This is a genomic window from Calothrix sp. CBUCES-K 9914 (assembly GCF_059640475.1).
Genome location: NZ_JBXXZH010000077.1, coordinates 1 through 17469 on the forward strand (window position 1 = coordinate 1; position 17469 = coordinate 17469).

Below are 17469 nucleotides of genomic sequence, written 5' to 3' on the forward strand. Positions count from 1 at the left end.
GCAAAGACTTTAGCACAAGTTGTAGATAGACTGATTACGCACCCTAACGTCATGAACGGCGCCATGTTGTATTGGAATATTCCCAATGCGTTGTATGTTGAAGGGTATGGACTTGATAGGTTTGCGGCGGGTGATTGGGGGTTACGTCCGGTTCATAATAATAAGATAGGTTTGCTTTTAGACCAGGGTATTGAGCCGGATTTAAGATTACGACAGTTACAAGCGGTTGATGCTGCTAGGGCGACTTTGGGAATTACGGTTACTGATTATGTAGTGACGGATGCGCCTTTGAATGTAGAATTACGTACTTCAGAGTCTGGCGCCAGTTGGGGAACTATTGGTAATGCTGATAGTTTATTACGGGCAGCAGATACTTTGATAAATAAGGTAGGCGCCGATGCTGTAGCTGTTGTCGCGCGGTTTCCTGATGAAGTTGATGAAGAAGCTGATAGAAATTACCGTTTGGGTAAAGGTGTTGACTTAATAGCTGGCGCCGAAGCGGTGATTAGTCATTTGATAGTACGTGAGTTTGAGGTTCCATGTGCCCATGCACCTGCTTTTTTGCCTCCTCCTTTGGATATAAATTTGTCGCCACGTTCGGCAGCGGAGGAAATAGGTTATACTTTTCTTCCAAGTGTCTTAGTTGGCTTAAATAAGGCGCCGCAGTTTATTGTTAAAGATAAGCATGGCTATATTCCTGAACCAAATGATATCTGGGCAAGTCATATAGATGCTGTGATTGTTCCTGCGACTGCTTGCGGTTGTAGTGCTTTGCTAAGTTTAAATCAAAAGTGTCTAATTGTTACAATAGAAGAAAACGAAACACATTCTCAAGTCTTATCTCAACCACTAGGGGTAAAATCATTACAGGTACGTTCATATTTAGAAGCAGTAGGTGTGATAGCAGCTCATAAAGCAGGCGTCAATCCTTCTGTACTGACTTCAACAATCCCATCGCTTAGGTTATTGAATATAATTAACTATTAACTGGCTCTGGTGCGTGACGCTACTAGATTATTCTTTTATTTATGAATTGTAATGGCGTCACGCACCCTACTCCTAACTATTAATTAATTTACTCGTGGCGCAACAGCAAAACCAAGAACCAGAAATTCCATTCCTAACTCGCACCCAAGTGCTGATAGCAATGGGAGTAACTGCGATTATTTTATGGATAATTGCCAAAATTTGCCTGCAATTTGCCAATGTTCCACTTATGGCTTGGCGTTGGGACGAAGCAGCATTTTTTTCAGGTATTATTTTAGGACTAGCAATTACAGCGTTGAGTGGAGTTGCTTATCGCTTTAGTCCTGATTATCGTCGCAGTGCTGATTATTATCTCGAAATTGTTTTAAAACCTTTGGCTTTACCTGATTTGATTTGGTTGGGCTTGTTACCTGGGTTAAGCGAAGAGTTATTATTTCGTGGGGTTTTATTACCTGCTTTAGGCGCCAGTCATTTGGCTGTGTTTGTTTCTAGCGTCAGCTTTGGGGTTTTACATTTGAGTGGTCCCCAACAGTGGCCATATGTCGCATGGGCTACTATCGTTGGATTTGTTTTTGGTTATAGCGCTTTAATTAGCGGTAATTTACTTGTGCCTATTGTTGCTCATATTGTGACTAATTTAGTTTCTAGTTATTTGTGGAAAATAAAACAAATGTAGCATAGGCGTCCCGCCTGTGCTTTTTGGCGAGACGCTTTATTGACTGCACAGGCGAGACGCCCGTGCTACATAATATATCGAACGAAACGTTTGACTTGGATGTTTTCTCCTAGTTTGGCGATGTTTTGCTTGATTAGTTCCTCAATTGTAATGTTGGGGTCACGTGCGTAAGCTTGGCTAAGTAAGCACATTTCCTTTAAAAGCTTCTCAACTCTTCCGAGAACAATTTTGGCTCTAATGTTTTCTGGCTTGTTTGCTAGGTCATCGCGTCCCATTGCAATAGATTTTTCTTTTTCTACTATGTCAGCAGGAATATCTTCGACTTTTACATACTCCACATCTGGAGATGCTGCGATTTGCATCGCTATGTTACGTACAAGGGTTTGAAATTCCTCTGTACGCGCGACAAAATCTGTTTCGCAGTTAACTTCTACTAATACACCGACTTTTCCACCCGTATGTATATAGCTTCCAATTACCCCTTCTGCTGTAGTGCGCTCACCTTTATTTCCTGCTGAAGTAATACCTTTTTTTCTTAACCAATCTTCTGCTTTACCAATATCACCATTACAGGCAATTAATGCTTTTTTACAGTCCATCATTCCAGCATTGGTTTTATTGCGTAGGGTTTGGACTAATTTTGCTGATATGTCTGTCATTTCACATTTACACCTTCTTTATTTAGCTAGTTTTCAAATCATTATTAATTATTTAATTGAAACAGAGGCGCCTGCATCTTCAAGCTGCTTTTTAATATCTTCAGCTAATGGTTTGCTAATTCCATATTTGATGGTTTTTGGTAGTGACTCTACAAAGTCTTTGGCTTCTTTTAAACCTAAATCTGTAATTTGACGCACTGCTTTTAACACTGATATTTTTTTATCAGTGGGCGCCGCTTCAATGACTACATCATATTCGCTAGGCACTTCTATGTCGAAATCGTCTATAATTGTGGGTTTGATAGTATAAGATGTTTGACGACGCGAAGTATCGACATCGAATGTTGCTTCAATTTGCTTGACAAGTTCGGTTGTTTCTAGCACAGATAAGGTTTTGATTTGTTCGAGTATTTCAAGTGTTTTGTATGACATGTTTTTTTGTTCCTATTTAATTGTGATCCCCCCTACCCCCCCTTAATAAGGGGGGGAAAGAAAAGAAATTTTCTCTTTAAGCCCCCCTTGTTAAGGGGGGTTGGGGGGATTATTTCAACTGCTGCAAAATCCATTTGATTTCTTTTTTGTTACACTGGCGCCTGCGAGCTATATAAATGTTGCCATCTATATTTCTGATTTCAGATTGCGTTTTTGATTGCAGATTCTTATTGATGGCGCCGCATGGAATAACTTCAAAAGTCAGCAAATACCATAAATCGTCTATCTTACGATACTCTTTGTATTTATCTATCACTACCAAATCGTCAGGTTTTTTCCTGGGAGTTACTGGGAGCTTTTTTGCTAGACAAAGAATGCCTGTTTCTGGATGGACATATAGTACTTCTTGCCATTTTCCTAGAGGATAATCTTGGTGTAACGTTTGTTGGGTATATGGTAATCCATTAACAAATATTACATTCCGCTCTACCATCTGCCATAAATGAGAAATCAGATGTTGTCCTGCTAAAGTCCTGGTTTCTATCTTCTGACAAAGTTCGCTGTATACAATATCCCAAGATTGTCCTACCTTGGATTTTAACCAACGCTCTAATGGAGATAAGTTATCGGAGAAATACTTTGTACGCCACTTATTTTTGATCAAATAATGGCTAAACAATCCATCTTCGCACGCTTCCTGCGTAATTTTGTAGAGAAACTTTTTATAACCTGTAACTTTCTTTTGGCTAATTCTTCTTCCATTACGCGGACGCTCAATTACAATTTGCCCCAAACGGTGTTCGCTCATATAGGAAAACAATGCCCAATTTACTTACGTGCTTAGTATCTGAAGTTGTTTGCTGCGGTTGATTTTTTGTTAAGTAAGTTGCTTGCATTGTTTTCCTCCTTTATAGATATTTGATTAATTTGCTTCTATTCTTTTATGTTACACACATACTACAAAACTGTCAACAGAACCCTAAATTCCTGAATCTTCGTTATTTTGTAACAAATGTTACAAAAAATTAGATGTTTTGATGTGTGACTTGCATGAATTTTAAGAGATAATAAAATTTGTGAATACTTAATAAAAATACTGATATACTCTGACGACTTTTTCTCATATAATCGAAGAAGCATATTTTCAGTCGCTCTAGTCAATAAGTTCTTTCCTCAGTCCAGTAACGAGCAAAGACAGACTGACTCATTAAAATTGAATGCGAGCCAATCCAGTACAAGCGCGTATTACCTTTCGTTGGATGCCTCGTGTAAATTTCGTGAGTGAAGTAATCAAATAAGAGTCTTTCGGAGACAAAATGGAACTGGCACGTGGATTTATGAATGAGGACAAGGTGCAAGAATCATTGTCACCCTTAATTTTAGCAGTGGAAGACAATGAGGATAATCTATTGTTGATGAGGTATGCTCTAGAAGCTATGGGTTGCAGGTTAATATGCCAGCAAGATAGTTATAGTGCTGTAGTATTAGCAAAGGAGCATCAACCTGACCTAATATTGTTAGATGTTTTACTACCTGGTTTGAGTGGTATAGAGATAGTAAGGCTTTTGAAGCGAGAGCCACTAACATACCAAATACCAGTAATTGCGGTTACAGCATTAGCAGGTGCGGAGGATCGGGAGCGAATTTGTAAGGCAGGTTTCGATGATTATCTTTCAAAGCCTTTTATGATTGAGGACTTTGAATCTAAGATTTATTATCACCTGAAAACAAAACCTAATCCTCACGCAATTTTTGATTCGTGTCTGGAATAGATATGCACGAACATTTAATTTGATTCTTCTTCGTTTCGATGATTATTCCCATCGCGTCTCCGTAACTTAGTAGTAGCGGATGGAACTCTAAAATTGGGCAAATCGCTTAAAATCGCAATTATTCCAGTACGACCACTGTCTAGCTTTGCATCGCTAAGTACTTCAATCACTTCTACGCTCAAAATTTCTTCGATTATTTCTTTGAGTTGTGGTCGTATTGCTTCATCTAGGTCTGATCGTACTTGTTCGGCTAACTCTTGATGACCTTGCTGTGCTAATAATTGTTCCGGTGGAGTTATAGAATCTTCAATAACTATTAATAAATTGCGGTCATTTAATTGACAAGTCACTTTACTTGGTTGATGTCCTAACTGTTCACGATAAAAACCCTGAATACGCTGTGAAAGTGTACGTTCTATTTGACCTCTAGTAGGAGTCGATGTTGTCATGTTTCTAATTTCCATAATGATTTTCACTGCTATTAATCAAGTAAAAAGTAGCTGTAGTTTAGTTATTTTAATTACTACTTAAACTAGAGTCTGCTGTGGCCGTACTTGCACGTTAGTAAAAATGTGTACATAACGCTCTTCGATTAATTGATTCACGCTATCTAAACACCCAGTAACTTTATGCAAATTTCATTAGCTTCAATGCTACTTCCTAGTCAACAAGCAGTAAATGTACGCTTACACAGGTTTTCGCTTTGTTTGAAAGTCGAAATGAATAAAGTATAAGCTTAGTACCCTAGAATCACTATAGGTAATCATAACGGCGCCTCTCTATAGAAATCACCATCCACACGTAGTATTTGTAAAAATTTTTATTCGACCGCAAGGTTGAAATGAAATGATTCTTAGTGAAGAGTATAGAAGTGTGGGAGTGTGGAATGCGCGTCTCACTCTCCCACCTTCTTACGCTCTCAAACTCCTCAGATTACCACTGTTTAATTATTGCTTCGCCAAATTCGGAACATTTGAGTGGTTTAACTGGAGGTTCAATCAAGCGTGCTAAGTCGTAAGTGACTTGACCGTTTGCGATGGCGCCTCCGAGTCCCTTTTTGATCAAGTCAGCAGCTTCTTGCCAACCCATAAATTCAAGCATCATTACCCCAGATAATATTACTGAACCTGGGTTGATTCGATCTAAACCAGCGTGTTTCGGCGCCGTTCCGTGGGTAGCTTCAAAAACGGCACACTTGTCACCAATATTGGCGCCGGGTCCCATTCCTAACCCACCAACTATTGCGGCAGCAGCGTCAGATAAATAATCTCCATTCAAGTTCATCGTCGCCAAAATCGAATACTCATCGGGACGAGTTTGAATTTGTTGAAAAATACTGTCAGCGATGCGGTCGTTGACCATAATTTTATCTTTCCACTTACCTGACCCGTGGGTATTCCAAATTGTGTTAAGAACTGTTTCAACTTCAAGGACTATTTGCGCTTGCTTCTCTGGTGTGAGCGCATCATATCCAGGGTCTATCATCCGTGCGTTATCTTCATTCGTAATATTAGAATTTTTGTCTTTATTATCCAAAATCCATGACTCGCGCTCAGTAACACACTCGTTACGAAACTCCAGAGTTGCAAGTTCATAACCCCAGTCACGAAAGGCACCTTCGGTATACTTCATAATATTGCCTTTATGCACCAAAGTCACCATCTGCTTTTGTTTAGGTAACGTGAGAGCGTGTTTAATCGCGCGTCGAACTAAACGCTGCGAACCTGTTTTACTAATCGGTTTTATACCAATACCCGCATCTAGGGGGATTTGCTTTTTACCGTGTTCAGGAGTCGCTGGTATAAGCTCTTCGTTTAACAGCTTGATTAACTTGGCGCCAATTTCACTACCTTGTTTCCACTCAATACCTAAATAAATATCTTCGGTGTTTTCACGGTAAACAATTACATCCAGCTTTTCTGGATTTTTGTGAGGGGATGGTGTACCAGCATAATAGCGACAAGGGCGCACGCAAGCGTAAAGGTCAAAAATTTGACGTAAAGCCACATTTAAAGAACGAATACCACCCCCAACAGGAGTGGTAAGAGGACCCTTAATTGCTAAACCATATTCTTGAATCGCAGTTAAAGTATCTTGAGGTAAATACTGATATGTTCCGTATAAATCACACGCCTCATCACCAGCATAAACCTTGAACCAGCTAATCTTACGTTTACCTTTATATGCAGTTTCAACTGCTGCATCTAAAACTCTCTGAGTTGCTGGCCAAATATCGATCCCCGTTCCATCTCCACGAATAAACGGTATAATTGGATTATCTGGGACTACTGGTTCACCGTTCAAGAAAGTAACTTTTTCTCCCGCTGTTGGGGGGGTAATCTTTTCGTACATAACAACACTCCTAAAATTCTTGCTGCAACACAATATCAACCCATCGATAACTTGGGTCTTTAACATATCCTGTGTGTGGAAACGCAGATTTTCCTATTTTATTCTTACATCATGAGGCGCCTATTCATAATTGCCAATCCCGGAACATGCATTTGTGCCATGCAGCGCGAGTCGGCGATGCTGAAATTATATAGCTTTTTTCGAGCAAATTGTTAATTATGACTTTTGTTCATTAGTACTATAATTTTTTCTGATAGCTGTGATCAGCATAAGCGATGTGAATGTTAAGTATTTGTAATTTCTGTTCTCTTATGTTCTCTTCGGGCGCCCTTTGTGGTGTAGTGTCATATATATACAGCAAAATAGCAGCAATGACCCGAAAGCGAGAAATCACGATTCTTTGTAAGTGAGCAAGAGTTTGCGATGTTGGAAACGCATTGTCAAGCGCTGGGTCGGACAAAAACCGACATTTTGCGCGAGTTTATAAGGTCTTTAGGGAAATTTGCTCAAAACAACCAAACTCATCAGGAGTTGAAGTAAATTTCTCTACCAGGCGTAACTTTCTGTAAACTATCTATCACGAAGATTAAATTTTAGAGATGGTATGACAACAGACCCTATGATTTTATCAGGCAATCCAAGCGATATTGATTCACTCCGCATCCAATTAATCGATGGGTCTCTTCAAACTCAACAAAAACTGATTCCCCAGTTAGCTAATTGTGGCGATAATGGATTCGATATATTAATGGAATTTTTATATAAGAGGCAAGAGACCCCAGTCAGTTTAGTTGATGGCAAAGTATATCAAATATTGTTTAACTCTGAATACGGGAAAGCTAAAGAATTTTTACAAACTTACTTCCCTACTGGTGTAGTACCACTGAAATCAGAATGCAGTATTGATTATAGTCCTTTACAAAAGTTATTGGCTGTTCAGGACTTTCAAGCTGCCGACAAAATGACAATTCAAAAAATGTGCGAACTTGCGGGGCCTGCTGCTACCGCGCGTAAGTGGTTATACTTTACTGAGGTAGAAAATTTTCCTTCTTCCGATTTACGAACTATAAACCAGTTATGGGTTATTCACTCAGAAGGAAAATTTGGTTTTTCTGTACAGCGTGAAATTTGGCTTTCCCTCGGCAAAAACTGGGATAACGTCTGGACAAAAATCGGTTGGAAGTCAGGTAATAACTGGACAAGATACCCGAATGAATTTATCTGGGACTTAAAGGCGCCTAGAGGTCACTTACCTTTATCAAACCAGCTTCGCGGTGTGCGTGTAATTGCCTCACTGCTATCACATCCGGCTTGGAATTAGGCAACGGATATAACGGATGTAACGGATGGGTAATTTTTTTGATTGTAATCCTTCTCTTAGGCGCCTGATTGTTTCTTCCGTTTATTTGTCGGACATCTGGGACAGATATCCTACGGGATTACAAATGGATATTTTTTGTTAGGGTACTCTAAACCATCCGTTACATCCGTTGTATCCGTTGCTAAGTATTTTCACTGTAAATAAATTAACAAATAGTAAAGAATCAACTGTACTTAACTATCTATAAAATTCCTACTAAAACTTATATATTTATTAACAACAATCCCAGTTACATTTTTGATGCCCTGTAGCTATACTCGTTAATATAGGCCGACAATGGGAATCAAAGCTTAAATTTATGTTAAAAAAATCATTAATGATAGTTATTGTAACGGGTATAACGCTAAATATAATAACACCGCGCGCTTTTGCCCAGAACGCGAATACATTGAGTACTGGTGAAACATCAGAATATAATCAAGTAGGAATATTGACGACGCAACCAGCAACAATCGATAGAAACTGGGGTAATCGCATAGAGAAAGCAGACGCTTTAAATCAATCAGCTAACTCAATATCTATAGTACGCGAAGACCAATGCCGTAAAATTGATGCGAAAGAAATACTTAATAACCCAGGTTCGTTTTTTAGAGAATGTCCAACGGTAGAAAAAACACAAACACCTGAATTAGCTGAAAAACTTCAGTATTTTATAGTACCCAAACTAGATTCCGGAGTCCAACTACAGATTACACAATTTTAGGGCACTCTTTTAGACTGTTTAATGAATAAAGTTAGCAAAAAATATCTTTTTTTTCAATAAAAATAAAATATAGTCCAAAAAATAAATTACCCTCTAGGACAGGCGAGACGCCTATCCTACAATTTTTAATCAAATAAATGTAAATCAGTTACGGCGCCCAAACTACTCGAAGCAACTAATTTGGCATATTTAGCCAAAGTACCTTTTGTGTAACGTGGTGGTTTTGGTTTCCAGTTAGCGCGACGGTCTACAAGTTCTTCTTCAGATATATTCAACTGCAACAACCGCGCGGGTGAGTCGATAGTAATGCTATCACCTTCTTGTACCAGTGCGATTGTACCGCCAACTGCTGCTTCAGGCGCCACGTGTCCAACGACCATGCCATAAGTACCACCAGAGAAGCGTCCATCAGTAATTAATCCTACCGAGTCACCTAAACCGGCGCCAATAATAGCGGAAGTGGGAGCAAGCATTTCGCGCATTCCGGGGCCACCTTTTGGACCTTCGTAGCGGATGACTAATATATCACCTGGTTTGATTTTATCGGCGAGGATAGCATCTAAACATTCTTCCTCTGATTCAAACACGCGCGCTGGGCCTGTTATTTGTGGAAGTTTGACACCTGTAATTTTAGCAACGGCGCCTTCGGTTGCTAAGTTACCTTTTAAAATCGCTAAATGTCCTTGTGCGTACATTGGCTTTGACCAAGGACGGATAATATCTTGATTTGCAGGTGGTTCAGAAGGAATATCTTTAAGGGTTTCTGCTACTGTTTGCCCGGTAATAGTAATACAATCGCTATGTAATAAGTCATGGTCAAGTAGCATTTTCATAACTTGGGGAATGCCACCTGCACGGTGTAAGTCTGTTGCGACATAGCGACCACTGGGTTTTAAATCGCATAGTACAGGTACACGTGCGCGAATAGTTTCAAAGTCATCTAGTACTAAAGGTACTTCCGCAGCGTGGGCAATAGCAAGAAAATGTAGAACTGCATTGGTTGAACCACCAATTGCCATAATTACCGAAATGGCGTTTTCGATAGATTTACGGGTGATGATATGGCGAGGTAAAAGCTGTTTTTTAATTGCTTCGACTAAAACGTAACCAGATTTTTCGGCACTTTCGGCTTTTTCCGCATCTTCGGCTGACATTGTGGAAGAATAAGGTAAGCTCATACCCATTGCTTCAAATGCTGATGACATGGTATTTGCTGTATACATACCACCACACGAACCGGCGCCTGGACAAGCGCGTTTTTCAATTTCTATTAATTCGCTTTCGGGGATTTTACCAGCTTTATAGGCGCCGACAGCTTCAAACGAACTAACAACAGTTAAATCACATTCTCTATAACTACCGGGTTTAATCGTACCACCGTAAACAAAAATAGCTGGGATATTCATCCGAGCAATAGCTATCATCGAACCTGGCATATTTTTGTCGCACCCGCCAATAGTGAGTACTCCATCCATACTCTCACCATTACAAGCGGTTTCGATAGAGTCAGCAATAACCTCGCGCGACACCAGGGAATATTTCATTCCCTCAGTTCCCATAGAAATACCATCGCTAACGGTAATCGTACCGAACACCTGCGGCATTCCACCACTGGCACGAATACCATCCTGCGCGCGTACCGCCAAATCATTCAGCCCCATGTTACAAGGGGTAATGGTACTGTAGGCGTTAGCAACGCCAACTATAGCTTTATTAAAATCCTCATCCTGAAAACCCGTAGCACGCAGCATCGCGCGGTTTGGTGAACGCTGCACCCCTTGGGTTATAGCCTGACTTCTAATATTTTGTGACATTTTTGTTCCTTACACGCCACCTTCGTTCTTTGTCGGCGCCCATTACAAGTAATCTATTTACTTTATTACAAAACGTGCATCCAGAAACATAAACGTAGCATAGGCCAAGGCGCCTGTGCAGTCAATTTTTTGACAGTAAGAATAATGACCACAGAGACACAGAGGTAACAGAGAGGAGTTGGCGCTACTCAATATACATTAATGCTATAGCAATCCTAATTGAATTGTAAAAAAATAATGTTGGTATATCGAACCGCAAAGGACGCAAAGTACGCAAAGAAGAGAAGAATTTTATAAATGATTTAGGGTTGCTATATTTAGGCACCTCAACTCAAATTGTATTACAGCCCACGCAGGTGGGCTTCGTTCGTATAGAGACACCCTTGAGGGTGTCATAATGGTGTCAAATGAAATAAACACATCGGTTATTGAGTAAGCTAAAGTATAAAAACAATCATTATTCATAGCCATACAAGGCGCCATTAGCTCAACTCGATGCAACCATTAAACAAAAAACACCTAAGTGAACGAGATATTTGTAGCAAATACATTACACCTGCGCTTGTAACCAAAGCAGGATGGAATTTACACACCCAAATTCGGGAAGAAGTATCTTTTACCAAAGGTCGCGTATACGTACAAGGTAAAATAGTAAATCGAGGTAAAAGCAAACGTGCGGACTACATCCTGTACTATAAACCTAATATTCCTATTGCTGTAATTGAAGCCAAAGATAATAACCAAAGTGTCGGCGCCGGAATACAACAAGCGTTAGAATATGCAGAAATACTAGATTTGCCTTTTGCTTACAGTTCAAACGGTGATGCTTTTATAGAGCATGACTTTACTATCACCGCAGGAATTAAAGAAAGAGAAATTTCTCTTGATGCTTTTCCATCTCCACAAGAACTATGGCAACGGTATTGTAACTATAAAGGAATAGATAGCGGCATTGAAGCCATCGTAACTCAGGACTATTATGATGATGGTAGTGGGAAGAAACCAAGATACTACCAGGAAATTGCTATAAATAAGACTATTGAAGCTATAGCTAAAGGTGAAAACCGTATACTCTTAGAAGCGCAACTCAAACAATCTGTAGCTGATAGCGAAAAACTAATGGAAACAGCAGTACGTCAACTGCTAGATGTAAATACTATCGCAGCAGACGACATTTGTGTAGAACCTACTACGTTAGAAACCAAAACCGTTAAACAAAGCACTAAAAAAACACAGTCGCATGGTGGGGAAGCTGTACAGTTAAATTTACCATTGTTTTAGTATAGCAGGCGCCCCTCAATATAATAGGGTACTGCTGGCGATTCGGAGGCGCCCATTATTTTATAAAAACTGGCGTGTAGAGACCGATAATTTACAATCTCTAAATTTACGGAAATGACGCATTCATTGTCGTAGGCAAATCGTGATATTGAGGGGTAATAAGCACTATTCGCTCTTCTGTATCCTAAAAGGACAAAGGAGTATATTTTATCCTCCGTGCGCTAGGACGTTTCAGCTTTGAATTGGGTCGTTTGGTGGTGGGTGTCTCCCAATGAAATTATCTTTATGAAGGTATTCTGATGTTTATTCTATATCTTTGCTGCGTAAACAATAAAAACGCTTTACTATTAGTAATAGATTATAGAAAAATGCGTGTACATCAGCTTCGTGTTGAACATCGCAAACTACAAGTATAGAATTAAACTTATCTCTTGTAGCTGTAAACCCTTACATACAACAGTGTGATTAATCTTACATATTGAGTAAAGCATCATCAGTCCATTTTAATGGACTTAAGCTATTAGATTATGGCTTGCAGCCATAATCGGGCATGAAAATATTAAGGTGGGCACCATGATTAAAAATGAAAAGCAGTATGAGTACAGTAAAGACTATGCAAGGAAATTTGAATATGCTATAGCTGTAATCGAAAAAGATGAAGCTTTCAAGCAAAGAGACCCTGAAAGTTGGCACACTTATGTCTGGTGGTATCTCGGTTAGTTTAATTTGGCCATCTTGATAAATACCTTCTACGGTTTTTAGCATACTACCCTGCTTTGTGATATCCAGCATTTTGAGATAGACGCGCTCCTACAAATATTTTTGGTGACCCACGGTGTTTTAAGGCTAAACTAGCGCGTTTAAAATTAAGCTAGTTTAAAGTGTTTTTGCTATACTTATAAATATCATTGGAAATAGATTTTATATTATAGGTTGCTATTGGATGGCTAGAGATGTCTTTCACTATGCAGTTCGTAAAGGTCTTGAGAAGGAAGGTTGGGTGATCACAGGAGACCCATTCGTAATTAAAGCTGGTGGGGTTGAGATGCAAATAGATTTAGGAGCGGAAAGAGTAATAGCAGCAGAAAAAGAAGGAGAGAAAATAGCTGTTGAAATTAAATGTTTTATTAATCCGTCAAATATTAGTGAATTTCATACTGCTGTTGGTCAATTTTATAATTACCGCGTAGCATTAGAAGAAAAGCAACCTGAGCGTGCTTTGTATTTAGCTGTTCCAATTGGAACTTATCAAACTTTTTTTCAACTACAATTTGTGCAAAAGGTTGTTCAACAACTCCAGATTGAATTGATGATTTATGACCCGAAAAAAGAGGATATTTTAGAATGGAAAAGATAGAGTTCTACCGAGCATATATTCAACAAGTGTTAACCGATTACGTTAGCGAGGGTTCTTCTGATAGTGAGGTTAGATCAGAGTTAGTTTTTGATACTGTACGTGACCACTATCAAGTGGTTTATGCTGGGTGGGAAAATAGGCGCCGGATGTACGGGTGTGTTTTACATTTAGATATAATTGATGGAAAAATTTGGATTCAACATGATGGAACTGAGGTTGGGATGGCGACGGAGTTAGTTAAGTTGGGAGTTCCAAAAGAAGATATAGTTTTGGCTTTTCATGAACCATTTGTTAGACAATATACGGGATTTGCAGTGGGTTAAACTAGGGTAGGTGCCATCATTAAAAATGAAAATAAATTCTCTAACTTCAGAGAGACGACCGGAGCCTCCTAATTCTGTTAATGCTTCTATTACTGGTGAAAAGTATCTAACAAATTTTTGTTTGTTCATTAATGATAGATGCGCTTTTAATGTATGTTTGTGATTTATTAGTATAAAAAGAAACAATAGCTGGGTCAAGGGTTAGTAGTGTTTAGTGAGAAAATCCCCCCAACCCCCCGCAGGATCGGGGGGCTAAGAGTATTTTAAAGTCCCCCTTATTAAGGGGGATTTAGGGGGATCAATTGTGGCAAAATGAGGTATTATTTTGTTTCATAAATAAAATTAGGCTTTATGTATACCAAATTAGCAAAGCTACTTTTTACGATAGGCGCCTCTTCTACCCTTGCTTTCACTTTCATTGATACTGCTTTTGCTATAAGCTACAATTTTTCTGGACGCTTTGGTAATAATGGTTCATGCTCTAGTACGTTAATTCCTACTGAGTTTATACAGTGTCCTATTGATGGTTTGGAAGGTGGGTTCTTTACTGGCGCCACTACAACTAGAGAATCATCAAATCTTGTACTGTCAAACGTAAGCTTTAATGGTGGTAGTAAAACTTTTTTCCTAAGCGAAAATATTAGTACTGACCAAAATAAAGTTAGTTTATCTTTAACAACCAACCTTTCTCCAGACTTTTTTGAACAGTTTAACCTCAACTTTGCACCATCAGAAGCATCTAGTCTATCTGCACCATTCGGTGCCTTTCTCGGTGGGAGTTATTCTAGAGAAGAAAGTCGCAATCCTAGATTTTATCAAAGCATTAGTATTATTGAAGCCACAATTACAAGAGCTACACCTCCAGTATCAGTACCAGAGGCAAATACAATACCTGGTATATTTGCTAGTACTATGATTTGCCTCTGGTGGTTAAGATGTAGGCGCCAAAACAACTGATAAAAACAACTGATAAATTTCTTTAGTTTGAACTATGGGTTCAGCAATGAGGATGAGTGTTAAACCTATCGCCAGAAGGAAGACTAAAGCACTCTGTATATGTAAATAATATGCTTACTAGCTACTAGAGATATATTAAAAATTTATTTATTCTATAGAGTTTCCTATGAACCGTTCTGCTTGTCTTATATTTAACCCCGTTGCTGGTCAAGGTGACCCAGAAGCTGATTTAGCACAGATTCGCTCTCTTCTAGAACCAAAAATAAATCTTGATATTAAAGTAACTTCTAAAGAAGTCGGCGCCAATCAACTTGCAGCAGAAGCTGTTGAGCGTGGTGTTGATACAATTATCGCGTCTGGAGGAGATGGTACACTTAGTGCTGCTGCGGAAGCTGTTATTGGTAAAGATGTAAAATTTGGGGTAATCTCGCGCGGTACGGCGAATGCTTTCGCAAATGCGTTAGGAATTCCTGATACAATTGCAGGCGCCTGTGAAGTTATTTTACAAGGATTAACGCGAACAATTGATGCTGCTGAGTGTAATGGGTATCCAATGGTGTTGCTTGCTGGTATTGGGTTTGAAGCGGAAGCTGTCGAAGCTGCTGACCGCGAAGCTAAAAATCGTTTGGGTGTAATAGCTTATTTACTCGCAGGGTTAAAAGAGTTAAGAGAGTTAGAAAGCTTTGACGTTGAAATCGAAACCGAAACCAAAATAGTTAAAACGACCGCAGCAGCAGTAACTGTTGCCAATGCGGCGCCACCTACTTCAGTACTGGCTCAAGGTTCTGGTGGTATAATTATCGATGATGGATTGTTGGATATGACAATTGTGGCGCCAGCGAATAAAGCCGCAGCTATTGCAACTGCTATTCATCTATTTCAAAATGCATCATCAGGAAATGGCGCCGAACGTGATGACGTTGGCTATATGCGCGCAAAACAATTTAAAATTACAACTAATCCTCCTCAAAAAGTTGTTGTTGATGGGGAAGTTTTGGAAGCAGCACCAGTTGAAATAAAGTGCATTCCAAAAGCTCTGCAAATCTTTGTTCCTTCTGTAGAGGAACCAGAACCAGTTGAAAAGCTTGAAGGGCTGCCCAATTTGGTAATTGAGGAAAAATAGGAAAATAAAGAATGCCCAATACCGGCTAATAGAATTATGAAACTAGCCTCTGAAGTTGCGATTGGTGAGAAAATTCGTAGAATGAATCAACGAGTACGATGGCAAGACCCATTGTTAGTCAGTAGAGGTATTGACCAAACAAAATTTGTACTCAATGATGGAAAAGCTGACGACAGAGAATTTTCATTTCTTGTAGTTGGTGATAGTGGTGCTGGGTCACATACTTCTCATAACCCACAGCGTCAAGTCGCTAAACTAATGCTTCCCCATCATGACCAGTGTCGGTTTATGCTGCACACTGGTGACGTTATATATCTGGTCGGGTCTAGCGAATACTACCAGCAAAACTTTATTAAACCTTACCGTGAGTTTCTTGTCGGCGCCGAACATTATAAAAACATTGCTTACGACAAAATGACCTTTAAGCTACCAATACTCCCTGTACCTGGAAATCACGATTATTATGATTTGCCCTTATTTTGGAGTATTGTATCTTTGGGTACAATGCCAATTCGGCGTTTACTTAAATCAAAGCTTGACTTAGATGTTGGTTGGCATGGTTCGAGGGCAGGTGATGCCTATGCAAAAGCCTTTGTAGATTATCTCAAAGCTTTTAATTCTGACGAAAAATTAAAACAACACCTTGAAAACCACTACGACGCAAAAACCGATAGTGGTTATTGTTTGAGGTATGAACCAGGTAAATTTACTCGTCTACCTAATCGGTATTATACGTTTCGCTATGGGAATATAGATTTTTTTGCTCTTGATTCTAATACATTCAACGACCCGTTACCAATACCAACAACAAGTGAAGGTGTGATACAACGTCAAGACCTTGAACAACATCTTCAAGAGTTAGAACAGCAAAAGGAGGAAATTGTCGCTAGAATATCTCAGCTTGACCCGTCGAAACCCAACGAAGCTGAAGAACTTGATGATTTGCACCAGAGACTTACACAAATAGATGAAATGGCTTTTGATATCGAAAAGCAACTGGCGCCTAAAAATCAAAGCGTTACCGACACCGAACAACTCGAATGGTTTCGTGCTTCTTTAGTAGAGTCTTGGCAAAATAAAGATGTAAGGGGAAGAGTGGTATTTTTTCACCATCCACCTTATGTAACTGAAGCAACAAAGTGGAAGCAAGCACAAACTTTAGCTGTTCGTAAGCGGTTACGTGAAGTGTTTGAGAAAGTAGCAGTTAAAGTAAATTCATTAAGGAACGACCGTCCTATTGTTGATTTAGTATTAAACGGTCACGCGCATTGTTTAGAATATTTACAAACTCAAGATACTGGATACGGTGATTCGGGTATTAATTGGATAGTTTGCGGCGGTAGTGGTTTTAGCTTGCGTCGTCAGCGTCCAGAAGGTAATGATTTGATGGAAACATTTGACGGTCAACAGCGCTTAGTTGCTAGTTCGCGCTTGTTTGTTGGTCGTAACGGACAATCTTCGCAAAAAAGGCGCCCATATTCATGTTTACGTATAGATGTAAAAGCTGGAGAGGTGCCTAAATTTATAGTGCGTCCGATGATTACAGAATGGTATCAGCGACAATGGAATCAGTATGAAATGGAACCATTTATAGTGGGTGGTTGAATATATAAAACCATGTAGAGACGTTACATGTAACGTCTCTACTCTAA

17 protein-coding genes and 1 pseudogene are annotated in these 17469 nt (G+C 39.4%); 12 read left to right on the plus strand and 6 right to left on the minus strand.

Features of this window, described 5'->3' with window-relative positions; translation table 11 throughout:
- On the plus strand, nt 1-987 hold a 987-nt coding region (locus AC2JBO_RS18395; RefSeq protein ID WP_496955098.1), incomplete at its 5' end, for a DUF3326 domain-containing protein.
- Between the two features lie 94 nt (nt 988-1081).
- Nucleotides 1082-1663, plus strand: a complete 582-nt coding sequence (locus AC2JBO_RS18400) for a CPBP family intramembrane glutamic endopeptidase (protein WP_496955099.1) — start codon at nt 1082-1084, stop codon at nt 1661-1663.
- A gap of 65 nt (nt 1664-1728) precedes the next feature.
- Here the strand turns inward: AC2JBO_RS18400 and tsf are convergent, their stop codons facing one another.
- The 3 genes from tsf to AC2JBO_RS18415 all read right to left on the minus strand — a co-directional run bounded on the left by tsf (nt 1729) and on the right by AC2JBO_RS18415 (nt 3562).
- Entirely contained in the window at nt 1729-2322 is a 594-nt protein-coding gene (gene tsf / locus AC2JBO_RS18405; RefSeq protein ID WP_496955100.1) for a translation elongation factor Ts, read from the minus strand.
- A 48-nt stretch (nt 2323-2370) separates the two neighbouring features.
- Nucleotides 2371-2754: a 50S ribosomal protein L7/L12 gene (rplL, locus tag AC2JBO_RS18410; RefSeq protein WP_496955101.1), complete on the minus strand. Its 384-nt coding sequence runs from the start codon at nt 2752-2754 to the stop codon at nt 2371-2373.
- A gap of 109 nt (nt 2755-2863) precedes the next feature.
- On the minus strand, nt 2864-3562 hold the full coding sequence (locus AC2JBO_RS18415) for a hypothetical protein (protein WP_496955102.1): 699 nt from the start codon (nt 3560-3562) through the stop codon (nt 2864-2866).
- A gap of 508 nt (nt 3563-4070) precedes the next feature.
- Here AC2JBO_RS18415 and AC2JBO_RS18420 point away from each other — a divergent pair.
- Nucleotides 4071-4526, plus strand: coding sequence for a response regulator (locus AC2JBO_RS18420; protein WP_496955103.1), 456 nt, complete (start codon nt 4071-4073; stop codon nt 4524-4526).
- A gap of 14 nt (nt 4527-4540) precedes the next feature.
- On the opposite strand, the gene AC2JBO_RS18425 is transcribed toward AC2JBO_RS18420, so the two are convergent.
- Entirely contained in the window at nt 4541-4975 is a 435-nt protein-coding gene (locus AC2JBO_RS18425) for a Na-translocating system protein MpsC family protein (RefSeq protein WP_496955134.1), read from the minus strand.
- 484 nt (nt 4976-5459) lie between these two features.
- Complete coding sequence (locus AC2JBO_RS18430) at nt 5460-6878, minus strand: NADP-dependent isocitrate dehydrogenase (protein ID WP_496955104.1); 1419 nt, start codon at nt 6876-6878, stop codon at nt 5460-5462.
- Between the two features lie 604 nt (nt 6879-7482).
- Here AC2JBO_RS18430 and AC2JBO_RS18435 point away from each other — a divergent pair.
- Nucleotides 7483-8199: a GUN4 N-terminal ARM-like repeat domain-containing protein gene (locus AC2JBO_RS18435; RefSeq protein WP_496955105.1), complete on the plus strand. Its 717-nt coding sequence runs from the start codon at nt 7483-7485 to the stop codon at nt 8197-8199.
- A gap of 358 nt (nt 8200-8557) precedes the next feature.
- On the plus strand, nt 8558-8962 hold the full coding sequence (locus tag AC2JBO_RS18440) for a hypothetical protein (RefSeq protein WP_496955106.1): 405 nt from the start codon (nt 8558-8560) through the stop codon (nt 8960-8962).
- A 125-nt stretch (nt 8963-9087) separates the two neighbouring features.
- Here the strand turns inward: AC2JBO_RS18440 and ilvD are convergent, their stop codons facing one another.
- Nucleotides 9088-10776 (minus strand): dihydroxy-acid dehydratase, encoded by a 1689-nt coding sequence (gene ilvD / locus AC2JBO_RS18445; protein ID WP_496955107.1) that lies wholly within the window; start codon nt 10774-10776, stop codon nt 9088-9090.
- Nucleotides 10777-11271: 495 nt separating this feature from the next.
- Between ilvD and AC2JBO_RS18450 the strand changes: the two are divergent.
- The 7 genes and pseudogenes from AC2JBO_RS18450 to AC2JBO_RS18480 all read left to right on the plus strand — a co-directional run.
- A pseudogene (locus AC2JBO_RS18450) lies at nt 11272-11853 on the plus strand (type I restriction endonuclease); the annotation flags it as partial.
- 777 nt (nt 11854-12630) lie between these two features.
- Entirely contained in the window at nt 12631-12777 is a 147-nt protein-coding gene (locus tag AC2JBO_RS18455) for a hypothetical protein (RefSeq protein ID WP_496955108.1), read from the plus strand.
- 223 nt (nt 12778-13000) lie between these two features.
- Entirely contained in the window at nt 13001-13414 is a 414-nt protein-coding gene (locus AC2JBO_RS18460) for a XisH family protein (RefSeq protein WP_496955109.1), read from the plus strand.
- The gene (locus AC2JBO_RS18465; RefSeq protein WP_496955110.1) at nt 13402-13737 is read left to right on the plus strand and encodes a XisI protein; all 336 of its coding nucleotides are present in this window, start codon (nt 13402-13404) and stop codon (nt 13735-13737) included. Before AC2JBO_RS18460 ends, AC2JBO_RS18465 begins: the two co-directional genes overlap by 13 nt.
- A gap of 351 nt (nt 13738-14088) precedes the next feature.
- Entirely contained in the window at nt 14089-14694 is a 606-nt protein-coding gene (locus AC2JBO_RS18470) for a hypothetical protein (RefSeq protein ID WP_496955111.1), read from the plus strand.
- A 166-nt stretch (nt 14695-14860) separates the two neighbouring features.
- Entirely contained in the window at nt 14861-15817 is a 957-nt protein-coding gene (locus AC2JBO_RS18475; protein WP_496955112.1) for a YegS/Rv2252/BmrU family lipid kinase, read from the plus strand.
- 36 nt (nt 15818-15853) lie between these two features.
- Nucleotides 15854-17422, plus strand: coding sequence for a metallophosphoesterase (locus AC2JBO_RS18480; RefSeq protein WP_496955113.1), 1569 nt, complete (start codon nt 15854-15856; stop codon nt 17420-17422).
- Nucleotides 17423-17469 lie beyond the last annotated feature (47 nt).

Bases quoted from the DNA above. Each gene is read 5' to 3' on its own strand.
- AC2JBO_RS18455 (WP_496955108.1), top strand. From the start codon at position 12,631: ATGATTAAAAATGAAAAGCAGTATGAGTACAGTAAAGACTATGCAAGG.
- AC2JBO_RS18480 (WP_496955113.1), top strand. From the start codon at position 15,854: ATGAAACTAGCCTCTGAAGTTGCGATTGGTGAGAAAATTCGTAGAATG.
- AC2JBO_RS18470 (WP_496955111.1), top strand. From the start codon at position 14,089: ATGTATACCAAATTAGCAAAGCTACTTTTTACGATAGGCGCCTCTTCT.
- AC2JBO_RS18465 (WP_496955110.1), top strand. From the start codon at position 13,402: ATGGAAAAGATAGAGTTCTACCGAGCATATATTCAACAAGTGTTAACC.
- rplL (WP_496955101.1), bottom strand. From the start codon at position 2,754: ATGTCATACAAAACACTTGAAATACTCGAACAAATCAAAACCTTATCT.
- AC2JBO_RS18420 (WP_496955103.1), top strand. From the start codon at position 4,071: ATGGAACTGGCACGTGGATTTATGAATGAGGACAAGGTGCAAGAATCA.
- AC2JBO_RS18435 (WP_496955105.1), top strand. From the start codon at position 7,483: ATGACAACAGACCCTATGATTTTATCAGGCAATCCAAGCGATATTGAT.
- ilvD (WP_496955107.1), bottom strand. From the start codon at position 10,776: ATGTCACAAAATATTAGAAGTCAGGCTATAACCCAAGGGGTGCAGCGT.
- AC2JBO_RS18460 (WP_496955109.1), top strand. From the start codon at position 13,001: ATGGCTAGAGATGTCTTTCACTATGCAGTTCGTAAAGGTCTTGAGAAG.
- AC2JBO_RS18475 (WP_496955112.1), top strand. From the start codon at position 14,861: ATGAACCGTTCTGCTTGTCTTATATTTAACCCCGTTGCTGGTCAAGGT.
- AC2JBO_RS18440 (WP_496955106.1), top strand. From the start codon at position 8,558: ATGTTAAAAAAATCATTAATGATAGTTATTGTAACGGGTATAACGCTA.
- AC2JBO_RS18415 (WP_496955102.1), bottom strand. From the start codon at position 3,562: ATGAGCGAACACCGTTTGGGGCAAATTGTAATTGAGCGTCCGCGTAAT.
- AC2JBO_RS18425 (WP_496955134.1), bottom strand. From the start codon at position 4,975: ATGACAACATCGACTCCTACTAGAGGTCAAATAGAACGTACACTTTCA.
- tsf (WP_496955100.1), bottom strand. From the start codon at position 2,322: ATGACAGACATATCAGCAAAATTAGTCCAAACCCTACGCAATAAAACC.
- AC2JBO_RS18430 (WP_496955104.1), bottom strand. From the start codon at position 6,878: ATGTACGAAAAGATTACCCCCCCAACAGCGGGAGAAAAAGTTACTTTC.